This is a genomic window from Pseudomonas sp. B7 (assembly GCF_016735645.1).
In the GTDB taxonomy this organism is placed as follows: domain Bacteria; phylum Pseudomonadota; class Gammaproteobacteria; order Pseudomonadales; family Pseudomonadaceae; genus Aquipseudomonas; species Aquipseudomonas glycinae.
In genome coordinates this window covers 129,475-143,370 of sequence record NZ_JAERRE010000009.1, presented here as the reverse complement: position 1 = coordinate 143,370, position 13,896 = coordinate 129,475, and the positions used below count along the sequence as shown (strand labels likewise).

The 13,896-nt window shown below is 61.0% G+C and carries 10 protein-coding genes and 1 pseudogene; 4 read left to right on the top strand and 7 right to left on the bottom strand.

What is annotated here, in order from left to right; genetic code table 11:
- Window positions 1-33: 33 nt before the first annotated feature.
- Together JKA62_RS20495 and JKA62_RS20490 are read right to left on the bottom strand one after the other, a co-directional pair.
- The gene (locus JKA62_RS20495; RefSeq protein ID WP_201819180.1) at window positions 34-1,566 is read right to left on the bottom strand and encodes an MFS transporter; all 1,533 of its coding nucleotides are present in this window, start codon (window positions 1,564-1,566) and stop codon (window positions 34-36) included.
- 76 nt (window positions 1,567-1,642) lie between these two features.
- On the bottom strand, window positions 1,643-2,473 hold the full coding sequence (locus JKA62_RS20490) for an oxidoreductase (RefSeq protein WP_201819178.1): 831 nt from the start codon (window positions 2,471-2,473) through the stop codon (window positions 1,643-1,645).
- Window positions 2,474-2,604: 131 nt separating this feature from the next.
- On the opposite strand from JKA62_RS20490, the gene JKA62_RS20485 reads away from it, so the two are divergent.
- Window positions 2,605-3,510, top strand: a complete 906-nt coding sequence (locus tag JKA62_RS20485; protein ID WP_201819175.1) for a LysR family transcriptional regulator — start codon at window positions 2,605-2,607, stop codon at window positions 3,508-3,510.
- A 6-nt stretch (window positions 3,511-3,516) separates the two neighbouring features.
- Here the strand turns inward: JKA62_RS20485 and JKA62_RS20480 are convergent, their stop codons facing one another.
- Window positions 3,517-4,686 (bottom strand): DUF1624 domain-containing protein, encoded by a 1,170-nt coding sequence (locus JKA62_RS20480; protein WP_201819326.1) that lies wholly within the window; start codon window positions 4,684-4,686, stop codon window positions 3,517-3,519.
- A gap of 115 nt (window positions 4,687-4,801) precedes the next feature.
- Window positions 4,802-7,831 carry a D-2-hydroxyglutarate dehydrogenase YdiJ gene (ydiJ, locus tag JKA62_RS20475; protein ID WP_201819173.1) on the bottom strand — a complete coding sequence of 1,010 codons (3,030 nt, stop codon included), beginning with the start codon at window positions 7,829-7,831 and terminating at the stop codon, window positions 4,802-4,804.
- Window positions 7,832-7,990: 159 nt separating this feature from the next.
- On the opposite strand from ydiJ, the gene JKA62_RS20470 reads away from it, so the two are divergent.
- Entirely contained in the window at window positions 7,991-8,875 is an 885-nt protein-coding gene (locus JKA62_RS20470; protein ID WP_011334658.1) for a LysR substrate-binding domain-containing protein, read from the top strand.
- Window positions 8,876-8,917: 42 nt separating this feature from the next.
- On the opposite strand, the gene JKA62_RS20465 is transcribed toward JKA62_RS20470, so the two are convergent.
- Window positions 8,918-10,192, bottom strand: coding sequence for a glucarate dehydratase family protein (locus tag JKA62_RS20465; protein ID WP_201819172.1), 1,275 nt, complete (start codon window positions 10,190-10,192; stop codon window positions 8,918-8,920).
- 24 nt (window positions 10,193-10,216) lie between these two features.
- The gene (locus JKA62_RS20460; protein WP_201819171.1) at window positions 10,217-11,584 is read right to left on the bottom strand and encodes an MFS transporter; all 1,368 of its coding nucleotides are present in this window, start codon (window positions 11,582-11,584) and stop codon (window positions 10,217-10,219) included.
- Between the two features lie 121 nt (window positions 11,585-11,705).
- Here JKA62_RS20460 and JKA62_RS20455 point away from each other — a divergent pair, with 121 nt between their 5' ends.
- Window positions 11,706-12,611 (top strand): LysR substrate-binding domain-containing protein, encoded by a 906-nt coding sequence (locus JKA62_RS20455; protein WP_011334661.1) that lies wholly within the window; start codon window positions 11,706-11,708, stop codon window positions 12,609-12,611.
- A 136-nt stretch (window positions 12,612-12,747) separates the two neighbouring features.
- On the opposite strand, the pseudogene JKA62_RS28970 reads toward JKA62_RS20455, so the two are convergent.
- Window positions 12,748-13,352: pseudogene (locus tag JKA62_RS28970) on the bottom strand (DUF6338 family protein).
- Window positions 13,353-13,593: 241 nt separating this feature from the next.
- Here JKA62_RS28970 and JKA62_RS20450 point away from each other — a divergent pair.
- Complete coding sequence (locus tag JKA62_RS20450) at window positions 13,594-13,872, top strand: Rho-binding antiterminator (RefSeq protein WP_011334663.1); 279 nt, start codon at window positions 13,594-13,596, stop codon at window positions 13,870-13,872.
- Window positions 13,873-13,896: the final 24 nt, after the last annotated feature.

Here is a 13,896-nt window from a genome sequence, read left to right as displayed (position 1 = left end):
CCGGAAGCGTTTTGCGCTTCCGGGCTTCTTCATTTATGCCGCAGCCTGTTGGGGTTCCGACTCCGTCCGATCTTTGCTTAATAGCCCCAGCACCACAGCCGCCGACACCAGGGTGATGATCGTCAGGATGTGCAGCAGATACTGGAACGCCGAAGCGTAACCCTGCACCAGCCGTTCGTTAGCCAACCCCGGAACTGTGTTGATCGCATGGGCCATGTCGCCAGTGGTCACCCGGTGCGCGGTCTCGGCAATCAGCGCTGCATCTGCACCGTTGGCCACAGCCTGCAGATCGGTATGCAGCAGCGAGGCAAGAATCGCCGCCACGCTCGCCAGTGCAATCCCTTCACCCGCCACCCGTACCGTGTTGAAAATCCCGGCCGCCATGCCGGCGCGCTCTTTCGGCACCACGCTCACCGACAGTCCATCCATCAAGCCCCACGGCAGACCCGCGCCGATCCCGATCAACACCATCGGCACCACCAGCGCGAATTTCGGCTCGCCGACGTTGTACAGGCTCAGCCAGTGCAGCCCCATGGCGGCAATCAGGAAGCCCACGCCCGACAGGATGCCGGCCGAGACAAACCGTGTCATGGACGCCGCCAGCATCGGCACCACCAGCATCGGCGCCGACAGCGCCAGCAACAGCAGGCCGGCATCGATTTCACTCAAGCCTTCGACACCGATAAAGCGCAGCGGCAGCATGACCACCAGCACGATGTAGCAATAGCAGGTGCCGATCGGCAGCATCTGCACGCCGACGAAGCGCGGAAAGCGGAACAGCGTCAGATCGAGCATTGGACGTTTGACGCGCATTTCGATGCAGACGAACAGTGCCAGCAACAACGCCGAAGCACCCAACAGACCAACCACCAATGGACTGCCCCAACCGCTTTCGGGCGCCTGGATCACACCGAACGTGAACAGCGCCAGCAACGAGCTGAACGTCACAGTGCCCGGCCAGTCGAGACCGCTGGCGTCGGGGTCGCGGGTTTCACGCATGCGCGGCAGACCGAAGACCATCGCGATTACACCGATCAGCGCGGTGAACACAAAGATCGCGCGCCAGTTGAAAGCCTCGATCAGCGCCCCGGCCACCAGTGGTCCGAACGCGAGACCGATGCCAAACGTGGTGCCGAGCATGCTGTACGCACGGGTGCGCGCATGGCCTTCGAATTCCTGCGCCAACGCCGCTGAACCACTGGCCAACGCGGCAGCCCCGGCCACCCCCTGAATCGCTCGCAATACGTCGAGCCAGAACACCGAGGGCGCCAGGCTCTGGGCAATCGACGCTGCGGTGAACAACAGCATGCCGCCGGTGAACAGGCGCTTGCGTCCATAGACGTCGGCGAGCGCCCCGGCCGCCATCAGCAAACTGCCGAACGACAACATGAACGCATTGGTGATCCAGGTCAGCGCCACCGGGCTGCCGCCCAGGTCACGGCCGATGGCCGGCGTCGCCACCGCGCCACCGGTAAAACTTAACGGAAGGACCAGCGCCGACAGGCAAATGGCCGCGAGGATCAGCAGCTTGTCGCGCGTGCCTTGGTGTTGGGAGACGTTTGTCATGATTTCATCCAATGAAAAGAAAATCAGGCTGCGATCAATAGAGCGCAGCCTGCGATAGCTTCAACGAGGGGCTAGGTCAGTCCTTGAAATCCGTGGACAGCGCCAGCTCATTCCACTCGGCCAATTCCTGCGCCACCAAGCGGTTCTTCGCCTCGATTCGTGCAACCGTGTCGCTGCCCAGCGCCAGACGCTGCGGCGGGTTCGGTGCGTTGACCAGCGCCAGCATCGCTTCGGCAAACTTCTGCGGATCGCCCGGTTGCGCATGGTTGGCCGCTTCGGCAAAGGTGCGCATCTTGCCGACGGTTTCGTCGTAGTCCGGCAGCACCAATGCGGTCTTGACCAGCGACTGTTCGTCGAGGAAGTCAGTGCGGAAGAAGCCCGGTTCGACCACCGTGGCATGAATGCCCAGCGGCGCCAGTTCCTGATGCAGCGCTTCGCTGATTCCTTCCACTGCGAACTTGGTCGAGCCGTAGACACCCCAGCCCACGTAGGCCTGATAACCGCCAATCGACGAGATATTGATGACCCGTCCACTGCGCTGGGCGCGCATGTGCGGCAGCACGGCGCGGGTGACGTTGAGCAGACCGAACACGTTGGTGGCGAACAGGCGCTCGGTTTCGCTGGCGCTGGTTTCTTCGACGGCGCCCAACACGCCGAAGCCGGCATTGTTGATCAGCACGTCGATGCGACCGAAGCGCTTGATGCCTTCTGCCACCGCTTGGTGGGCTTCCTCTTCGCGGGTGACATCCAGGCGCACCGCCAGCAGGTTCGGGTGATCGCCGAGGCGGTCGGTGATGTCTTGCGGGTTGCGGGCGGTGGCAATCACCGCGTCACCGGCACGCAGGGCCTGTTCGGCGATGAGAGTGCCAAAACCACGGGAAGCTCCGGTAATCAGCCAGGTACGCATATCAACTCCTCCTGTCGGTGACCCTGGCGAGATTGCCGGGGCCTTCTTGATGAGTTGAGTCGACTTTAAAGCCGTGCTACTGATGTGATAATCCCAACAAATTTGCATGACTTTGTGAAAGGCGCTCACAAATGAAAACCCCGTCCACGGCGGATCTGCCGATCTTTCTCTGCATCGCCCAGCACCTGAATTTCAGCCGTGCGGCGGTGGATCTGGGCCTGACGCCTTCGGCCCTGAGCCATTCATTGCGAGCGCTGGAGAATCGCCTCGGCGTGAGGCTGTTTAATCGAACCACCCGCAGCGTGGCCCTGACCGAGGCGGGCGAACGGCTGTATGCGCGGCTGAAACCGGCGTTTCGCGACATCGACGACGCCCTCGAAGACCTTAATCACTTTCGCGACAAACCTTCGGGCAATCTGCGCATTACCTCTGGGCGCCAGGCGTGTGAACTGGTGCTGCTGCCTATAGCCAGCGAGTTTCTGAAGATTTACCCGGACATCCGTCTGGAAGTGGTCGAAAGCGATGCGCTGCTGGATATCGTCGCCTCCGGATTCGATGCAGGTGTACGCTTCGGCAATCGGCTGGAAGCTGACATGGTGTCGATGCCCATCGGACCGAATCTGCGTTCAGTGGTGGTCGGCGCACCCGGCTTTTTCGAACGACATCCCGCGCCACAGAAACCTGAAGATTTGCATGCCCTTCCCTGCATCCGACATCGGTTCCCGAGCGGTTCGATGTACCGCTGGGAATTCGAACGGGGTGGTATAGAACAGGAAATCGAGATCAACGGCCCGCTGACGCTGGGCGATGTCAGCCTGATGATCGGCCCGGCATTGCAGGGCTTGGGCCTGGCCTATGTGTTCGAGGACATGGCCCGGGAACATCTGGCGAGCGGGCGGCTGGTACAGGTGCTGGCGGACTGGTGCCCGTACTATCCCGGGCTGCATCTGTATTACCCGAGTCGGCGCCACGTGCCGGCACCGCTCAAGGCGTTTATCGATTTCGCCCGCAATGCCCGCGAAGGCAAAACGGGCTAAGCCGCTTTACAAATACTTCAACCAGGCAATGTCACGGCGTCGGGCCTTCAGTGCCGAAAACCAGCGCACGGCCGGGAACAAAGCGGCCGCCAGCACCATCGCCGCCAGCCAAACCGCCGTCACCGACGAGAAACCGAAATAGGTGCCCTGATTGAGCCCGAACAACGCCACGCCAATCAGGTACAACACCTTCAGCGCATACAGGTGCAGCAGGTAGAAAAACATCGGCGCCGAGCCGAACACCGTCAGCCAGCGAATCCAGCGTCGATCCTGCGCGCGTTCGAATACCAGCAACAGCAGTAGCCCGACACTCACCGTCAACGTGATGAACAACAGCGACGGCGGGTATTTGGTGATGTTGAAAAAACTCATCAGGGTTTGCAGGCTGTTGTCACTGATCGACCACGGTTTCTCGCCATAACCGTTGACCAGCCGCAGTGCCACAAAGCCCAGCAGCCCGGCGACACCACCGATCAATAAACGGCGCTGGCGCACGCCGGCATCGGCTGCGCGAGCGAACCACGGCCCCAGCGCGTAACCCAGCCCGATCACGCCGATCCACGGCAGCAACGGGTACGAGGTGCGCAGGCGCAAGGTCTCGCCCGCCTCGATCCAGCCGCGGTCATGCAGGATTGCCCACGGCACGTGCAGCGCTGACTCGGTTGCGAAGTGCAGTCCGTCGAGCAGGTTGTGCCCGGCGATGATCGTCAGGCTCAGCGTCAACAACAGCCAGCGTGGCAGCCAGACCAGCAGCGACAACGCGATCATGCTCAGGCCGATCGCCCAGATCACTTGCAGGTAGATCACGGTCGGTGGCAACTGGAACGTCCAGGCGAAATTCACCAGAGTGAATTCGAGCGCGACCAGAAACAGTCCGCGCTTGAACAGGAAGGCACTGACGTCAGCCTTGCCGTCGTACTTCTCGCCGAACAGCCACGCCGACAACCCGGTCAGCAGCACGAACACCGGCGCGCACAGATGCGCCAGGGTACGGCTGAAGAACAGCGCCGGTTCCGTGCTGGCGATGTCCATCGGGTCGGAGACCTGACGATGCAGCAGAAAGGTTTCGCGCACGTGGTCCAGCAACATGAACAGAATCACCAGGCCACGCAGCGCATCAATGGACAGCAACCGGCCAGTCGCCGAGGGGGCAGAACGGGGAACCGCAATCGTCATGGAGGTATCGCAATCGAAAGGTTGATCGATGCGACCGCCCGAAAGCGGCCACATAATTTGCGTTACCTTATAACATGAAAAACCGATCCAATCGCTAGCGGTTCTCAAACAGCGATTACGCTGTACGCAGGATTTCCAGCACGACCTGCAACGGATGGCGCAACTGTCGATCGGCCTGGCGCTTGACCTGACTGCGGCAGGAATACCCGGTGGCCAGCGCCTCGCCCTTCTCCACCGGCGCCTCGATCTGCTTCGCCCAGGATTGCTCGTAGATCACCGCCGAGGTCTCGCGATTGCGCGCTTCGTGTCCGTAAGTACCGGACATCCCACAGCACCCGGTGGCCTGGGTCGCGAGCTTCAGGCCGACGCGCTCGAACACCTGCTCCCACTGCCGAGTGGCGGCCGGGGCGTTGGTTTTTTCGGTGCAGTGCGCCAGCAGGCGGAAGCTGTCGTCGCGGTGCTTACCGACTTGCTCCGGCATGACCTTGAGCAGCCACTCCTGCACCAACGCCACCTCCGGGCATTGCTCCATCCCCGGGACTTTCAGATATTCCTGGCGGTAGACCAGGGTCATGGCCGGGTCGAGCCCCACCAACGGCACGCCGATCTCGGCCAGTGCGCGCAATTGCCCGGCATTGCGCAGCGCCGCGCGATTGAACGCCGACAGGAAACCCTGCACATGCAGCGGCTTGCCGTTGGCACTGAACGGTGCCAGATAAACCTGATAGCCCAGTCGCGAAATCAGCTCGATCAGATCCGCAAACAATGGCGCCTCGAAATACCGGGTGAAGGCATCCTGCACCAGCACCACACTGCGTTCGCGCTGGGCTGCAGTCAGCGCCGACAATGCCTCGACTGACGCCGGCTGAACCTGCCAGCGACGCATCGCCGCGTGGAAATCAAAACGGCTGAGCAACGGCACATCGACCATCCCGCCCAAGCGCTCGATCAAGCGACGGCTGAACGAGGCGCCCATCACGCCGTTGTAGAGCAACGGAATCCGCGCCATGTACGGAATCGTGTACTCCAGCGAGGCGATCAGATAATCCCGCGCCGGCCGCAGATAACGGGTGTGATACAGCTCGAGAAACCGCGAGCGGAAGTCCGGCACGTTGACTTTCACCGGGCACTGCCCCGCGCAGGACTTGCACGCCAGGCAGCCGGCCATGGCGTCGTACACCTCGTGGGAGAAGTCCTGTTCCTGCGCACGGCTGTTACGCCAGCGCTGCAACAACGTGCTGAAAAACGGTGGACGGCGACTGGCATCGGCCAACACATCAACCCCCGCCTCGCCCTGCAACCGCAGCCATTCGCGAATCAGCGAGGCGCGGCCTTTTGGCGATTGCGCACGCTGGCGGGTGGCTTTCCACGACGGGCACATCGCATCGTCGGGATCGAAGTTGTAGCAGGCGCCGTTGCCGTTGCAGTGCATGGCCGCGCCATAGTCCTGCCAGACTTTTTCGTCGATCTGCCGATCGAGTTCGCCGCGCAGGGTCACTTCGTCGATCTTCAGCAATGCCGCGCCGGGAATGTTCGGCGTGGCGATCTTGCCGGGGTTGAACTGGTTGAACGGATCGAACGCCGCCTTCAAGGCTTGCAGCGCCGGGTACAGTTCGCCGAAGAAGGCCGGCGCATATTCCGAGCGCAGACCCTTGCCGTGTTCGCCCCACAGCAGGCCGCCGTAACGCTGGGTCAGCGCGGCGACGCCGTCCGAAACGGGACGCACCAGTGCGGCTAGCTGTGGGTCTTTCATGTCGAGAATCGGCCGCACGTGCAACACGCCGGCATCGACGTGGCCGAACATGCCGTATTGCAGTTGGTGACTGTCGAGCAGGTCGCGCAGTTCGGCGATGTACTCGGCCAGGTGCTGCGGTGGCACGGCAGTATCTTCGACAAACGGCTGTGGCCGCGCTTCACCGGCGACGTTGCCGAGCAAACCCACCGCGCGTTTGCGCATGCCATAAACGCGATTCACCGCCGCATGCCCGACGGCCAGCGTATGGCCCAGGCGCTCGACTGTGGCGTCGTTGCCCAGGTGTTGGACGAAGGCCTCGACCCGACCTTGCAGCTCCTCGGGATCGTCGCCGCAGAACTCTACCAGGTTGATCCCCAGCGTCGGCCGCTCGGCGCTTTCCGGAAAGTATTCGGCGACGCCGTGCCAGACGATGTCCTGCATCGCCAGCAACAGCACTTTGGAGTCGACGGTTTCGATCGACAATGGCTTGAGCGCCATCAACGCCCGGGCATCGCGCAAGGCATCCATGAAGCCGGCGTAGCGAATGTTCACCAGCATCGTGTGCTTGGGGATCGGCAACACGTTGAGCTTGGCCTCGACCACAAACCCCAGCGAACCTTCGGCGCCGCACAGCACGCTGTTGAGGTTGAAACGGTTGTCGGCCTCGCGCAGGTGCGCCAGGTCGTAGCCGGTCAGGCAACGGTTGAGGTCGGGGAAAGTTTCCCGGATCAACTCACCCTGCTCATCGATGATCTGCCGCGCGCAGCGATACACCTCACCGGCCCGGCCCTCGCGGGCGCATTCCGCTGCCAGTTCGCTTTCTTCCAGCGGGCGGCCGTGCAAACGCTCGCCACCGCGCAGGACCATGTGCAACTCCAGCACGTGGTCGCGGGTCTTGCCGTAAGTGCAGCTGCCCTGGCCGCTGGCGTCGGTGTTGATCATGCCGCCGATGGTGGCACGGTTCGAGGTCGACAGTTCCGGGGCGAAAAACAGCCCGGCGGATTTCAGGGCGGCGTTGAGTTGATCCTTCACCACACCGGCCTGCACCCGTACCCAACGCTGTTCAACGTTGATTTCGAGGATGCGGTTCATGTGCCGCGACAGGTCGACGACGATGCCGTCGGTCAACGACTGGCCGTTGGTGCCGGTGCCACCGCCGCGAGGGGTGATTACCACTTTCTGGTAAGCCGGCTCGGCGATCAGGCGCGCCAGTAGCGCCACGTCGTCGGCGTCGCGCGGGAACACCGCCGCTTGCGGCAAGCGCTGATAGATCGAGTTGTCGGTAGCCAGCACCACGCGGCTGGCGTAGTCGGCACTGATTTCGCCGCGAAAACCGCCGGTTTCAACGGCTTTGAGAAACTGTTGGTAGTCGGTGTTCAGCGTGGTGGAAGGCGACAGCTGGGCAATCATCGGGAGGGCAATCTCGGTCAAAAACGGGCCGTGTGGCGGTGAACAGTTGTGCGCAATGAATGATTGCGTCACGCTCCCGCCATCTCATAGGCCTTATGTTCATTGCAGAGCGATGTCGGGACAACCGTAAAATCGACCCGCAATCCATGACTAAAACGAATGAATCCACGAACCCTCACTCCCTCGATGTCGTTGCTGCTGGCGTTTGAAGCCGCCGCGCGCCATGAAAGCTACACCCGCGCCGCCCACGAACTGTCGCTGACCCAGAGCGCCGTCAGCCGGCAAGTGCAGATTCTGGAAAAGATGCTCGGCATGCGCTTGTTCAGCCGCGAAGGCCGGCGGGTGATCCTTACCGACGTCGGGCGCATGTATCAGCGCGAACTGTCCGAAGCCCTCGGCCAGATCCGCAGTGCGACCTTGCAGGCCATGGCGTTTGGCTCAGGCATCCACAGTTTGCGCCTGGCGACCCTGCCGACCTTCGGCTCGAAATGGTTGCTGCCGCGCTTGAAGGATTTCTACACCGCGCACCCGGGCATGACCGTTCACCTGCATTCACGCATCGAAACCATCGACTTCGACACCAGCGAAATCGACGCGGCGATTTGCGTCGGTGGCGGCGACTGGCCGGGGCTGACCGCTCACCGCCTGCACACCGAAGAACTGGTGGTGATCGCCAGCGCGCAGCTGTCCGATGCCGAACGCCGTGCGGCCGACAAGGACATCGCCGGGCAACTGCTGCTCAACGTCAGCAGCAACGCTCAGGCCTGGTCCGAGTGGTTCAGCCATCATGCCCTGCCCCATCGCAGCATGCGCATTGGCCCGAGTTTCGAGATGACCTCGCACTTGATCCAGGCCGTGCGCGCCAATATCGGGATCGGGCTGGTGCCGAGGATTCTGGTGGAAGATGAATTGCACAACGGCGAGCTATTGCAACTGGGTGAACCGATCAGCAGCCGGCGCAGCTATTACCTGGTGTACCCGGCGCGCAATGAGTCGCTGGCGTCGCTGAAGGCGTTTCGCGACTGGTTGATGCGCACGCTTTGAAACAACCGAGGGCGCCGTTTGGCGCCCTCTGGTTTTGCTCGATCAGAATCGTGGCTTCAGCGCTTTCCAGTCAGGTTTATAGCGTTGCATCTGCCGCACATCATCGCGCTGGCGAATGCCGCAGGTCAGATACTGGTCATGCAGCTTGCCCAGTTGATCGTGATCCAGTTCCAGCCCCAGGCCCGGCGCACGCGTGATCTTCACGCAGCCATCGACGATCGGCAGTTTGCCGCCCTTGATCACTTCTTCATCCGGTTCCTGCCACGGGTAATGGGTGTCGCACGCGTAATCCAGATTCGGCACGGCGGCCGCCACGTGAGCCATCGCCATCAGGCTGATGCCCAGGTGTGAGTTGGAATGCATCGACACGCCGAGGCCGAAGGTGTCACACATTTTCGCCAGCGTTTGGGTGTCGCGCAGACCGCCCCAGTAATGGTGATCGGCGAGAACAATCTGCACGCTGTTCAACGCGACGCTACGGCGGAACTCGTCGAAATCAGTGACCACCATGTTGGTGGCCAGCGGCAGCCCGGTGCGTTTGTGCAGCTCGGCCATTCCTTCGAGGCCCGGGGTCGGGTCTTCGTAATACTGCAGATCGTCGCCCAGCAACTCGGCCATGCGGATCGAGGTTTCCAGCGACCAGTTGCCGTTGGGATCGATGCGCAGCGGATAACCGGGGAAGGCCTTTTTCAGCGCCTTGATGCATGCCACTTCATGTTCCGGCGGCAACGTGCCGGCCTTGAGCTTGATGCTCTTGAAACCGTACGCCTCGATCATTCGCGCGGCCTGGGTGACGATCTGCTGTTCGTTCAGCGCCTCGCCCCAGTTGTCCGGTTTGTAGGGTGAATCGACGTGTTGCGCGTACTTGAAAAACAGGTAGGCGCTGAACGGTACTTCGTCGCGCACCGCCCCGCCCAGCAGATCCACCAACGGCACATTCAGGTAACGAGCCTGCAAGTCGAGAAACGCCACTTCGAACGCCGAATACGCATTGCTGACGGCCTTGCTGGCGTGGGAACCGGGCGCCAGTTCGGCACCCGCCAGACTGGCCGGTTTGTGTGCGGCAACCGTGGTCTGAACGATCCGACGCAGCTGATTAAGATTAAACGGATCGAGGCCGATCAACTGCGACTGCACCTGTTGCTGGATCGCCAGCGCCGGGGCATCGCCATAGCTTTCGCCGAGGCCGATGTAGCCGTTGTCACTCTCGATCTCGATGATCGAGCGCAGGGCGAACGGTTCGTGGATGCCACTGGCGTTGAGCAGCGGCGGATCACGGAAGGCAATCGGAGTGACGGTTACGCGAGTGATTTTCAAAATGACGCTCCTGTTGAGTCGGAATCAGTGGCTCGCCAGCGGGTTGGCCGTCGGCGCAACGGCGGTTTCGGGTTCAGGCTTTGCCGGGGTGTTGCCTTTGGCGCCGGGCGCCATGCGGGCGAAGAAGATCACCACCGCCGCTATCAGCGAAGTCGCGGCCAGGCCATACAGACCGCCCTCGATAGAGCCGGTGGTCTGTTCCAGAAAACCGAACGCGGTCGGCGCAACGAAGCCGCCGAGGTTGCCGATGGAGTTGATCAGAGCAATGACTGCCGCCGCGATGCGCGCATCCAGATAGCTCTGCGGAATCGGCCAGAACAGTGCCGAAGCCGCCTTGAAACCGATGGCCGCAAAACAGATCGCGACGAAGGCGAAAATCGGCCCGCCGGTGGTGGACATGAACATGCCGAACGCGGCGATCACCAGGGTCAGTGCGACCCAGGCCTGCTGGAATTTCCACTTGCCCGCCAGCGCCGCAAAGCCGTACATCGCGACAATGGAAATGATCCACGGCACCGAGTTGAGCAGCCCGACCTGGAAGTCGCCGAGGTTGCCCATTTTCTTGATCATGCTCGGCAGCCAGAAGGTGGCGCCGTAGATGGTCAGGGCGATGGAGAAGTAGATGAAGCAGAACAATGCGATCTGCCGATCCGCCAACAGTTTGAACATCGATGGTTTGGCGACGCGGGTCGCTTCGCGGGCACGTTGTTCCTCGGCGATTGCCGTCACCAGCGCTTCACGCTCCTCTTCGGTCAGCCACTTGGCCTGGCGCGGATGGGATTGCAGCCAGAACCAGACAAACCCGCAGAGCACCACCGACGCAGCGCCTTCGATCAGGAACATCCACTGCCAGCCGTGCATGCCCAGGCCGCTGATATGCAACAACGCGCCGGACACCGGACCGGATATCACCGAAGCAATCGCCGACCCGCTGAGAAATACCGCCATGGTCTTGCCGCGCTCCGAGGCTGGCAGCCATTGGGTGAAGTAATAAATGATCCCCGGAAAGAACCCGGCTTCGGCAGCGCCCAGGATGAAGCGCAGCACGTAGAAACTGGTTTCGCCTTTGACGAACGCCATGGCCATCGCCGCTGCGCCCCAGGTGAACATGATCCGCGTCAGCCAGGCGCGGGCGCCGTAGCGTTGCAGAAGCATGTTGGACGGCACTTCAAACAAGGCGTAACCGATGAAAAACAGACCGGCGCCAAGGCCATAGGCGGCAGCACCGATACCCAGATCGGTTTCCAGATGACTGCGCACGAAACCGATGTTGACCCGGTCGATGTAGTTGACGATGAACATCACCACGAACAACGGCAGCACGTGGCGCTTGACCTTGGCGGCGGCGCAGGCGAGTACCGTAATGTGCGGCGGACTCTGGAGGATTTTCAAGGGGCGACTCCCGATCTTTGTTTTTGTAGGGAAGGCCTGTTCAGGCGTAGAGCGATCATGGACGGGGCAATTGATCCCGTCTAATCTAACCTGGCATTCGATTGATACCTGGATTATATCAATGTTCGAATTGACCCAACTGCGCTGCTTCACCACTGTCGCCACCGAACTCAACTTCCGCCGCGCCGCCGAGCGGTTGAACATGACCCAGCCGCCACTCAGCCGGCAGATCCAGTTACTGGAACATCATCTGGGCGTCGAACTGTTTACCCGCAGCACGCGCAGTGTCGCGCTCACCGCCGCCGGCCGGGCGTTTTTCATCGAGGCGCAGAATCTGCTCGAACGCGCGCAACAGGCTGCCGTCACCGCCCGGCGCTTTGCCGAGGGCGATATCGGTTCGGTGAACATCAGTTTTGTCGGCAGCGCGGTGTACGAGTTTCTGCCCAAGGTCATCGCCGAGGCGCGCCTCAAGCAGCCGCAGGTGAAGATCGACCTGACTGAAATGAACACCTATCAGCAACACGAAGCCCTGCGTGCCCGACGCATCGATCTGGGCATCGTCCGCGCGCCGTTGCTCGAGCCTGGTTACGCCACCGAGTGCCTGGTGCGCGAGCCGTTTGTGCTGGCGGTACCGAGCGGCCATCGACTGGCGGAGGCAGACGACGTTTCAGTGAAGGACCTGGATGGGCAGCCCTTCCTGATGTATTCCCACGCCGCCTACCCGCCGTTCAACGAATTGCTCACCGGCATGCTGCGCTCGGCCCGGGTCGCTCCGGATTACGTGCAGTGGCTGGGATCTTCCTTGACGATTCTGGCGCTGGTCAACGCAGGCATGGGCCTGGCGCTGGTGCCGCGTTGCGCGACCAGTGTGGTGTTCAGGAATGTGGTGTTTCGCGAGATCGATCTGGGCGAAGGGGTGCAGAGCGAGCTGCATCTGATCTGGCGGGAGAACAACGACAACCCGGCGTTTGCGATGTTGCTGGAGGGCATTCGCCGGGCGGTGAAGGATGGATGGGGTCAGGAATGAGCTTGCGGATATGGAGGGTATTTCGGCGGAGGAGGTGCCTTTGATGCCTCGATCAATGGTTTCTCCAGCCGCTTTCCGTCCGGCCCTACAAAAAGACGCTTTATATGTGGAGGTATCAGTTGCGGTGCTCTGGCTGTCATGATGAACCCTCTGATGCCGGGCTGAATTCAACCCATTGAACCTTCGTGGAATCTATCAGCAAAAATTCGGCGCTAATAGGCTCCTTTGTTCCATCGCCATTAATCCAGCACGGGTACTGCATCACAAACTGCCCGGAGGTCGACTCCGGCGGCCACTCAACCGGCCAGCCTAGAACACGCCTTTCATCGTTCAAATGCAGAGTGATAACCCGATCGAATTGCGCAAACGCGCAGAACCATTCACTGGGATAGGAAGATTGTTTCGTTACGTTTCTGCTGCGCAACCACCTATGCAATTTGCCATTAGTTGCCAGACAACAAGCCATCAATCCCAGCAGCAAGGACGCAGAAAATGCCCAGCACGTTTCAGCTTTCGCATCCCATCTCCCTACAGAAATCCCCTGCTCTCCCACCCACACACAAACCGCCCCAATACCCAGCACCATCCCGTGAATCACAAACGTGAAAATCAACGCCTGTACAATCTGTCCGAACGTATCCGGCCGTTTGAACGCCGTCAGGGTGTAGAAAATCCAGGTCGAGACAAACCCGGGATCAGGTACTGCAACAACGGAATCACTTCTTTCACCAGATCATCCATGATCGGTCGCTCCTTGAATCAAAAAAACACTCCTCCTAAAACAGCAATGCCGGCCCGTAATGAGCCGGCATTCAAAGCCTAGTGCACGCGGGAGGAACGCTCGCGATCATCTGTCACCGCGCATTACTATCCTGCAGAATCCGATCCACGCCCTTCTCTGCCGCCATCAGCACCGCCGCATGAAGGTTGATGCATGACCTGGATCGTTTCATCATCGCCCAAGGTTTCGAGGAGTAACGCCATGACCCGTTATCAGCCATTGAATTGTGACCTTTACGACTACCTGGAAATCGCTTGCCTGCGCGGCTATCAGCTCGACATCGAGTTGATCGACGGTCAGCGGCTGATGGCCAAAGCCGTGACCACGCGAACCAGCAGTGACAAAGAAGAATTCCTGGTGATCGAGCAACAAGCCGCGCAACAGGAAATTCGCCTCGACCAACTGCTTGCCATCACGCCTCAGGAGACCAACGCCGAGTTCGGTCGGGTGATCCTTGCCGAAGGGGTTTGCGCAATCTGAACAAAAAATCCCGCTCGGAATCAA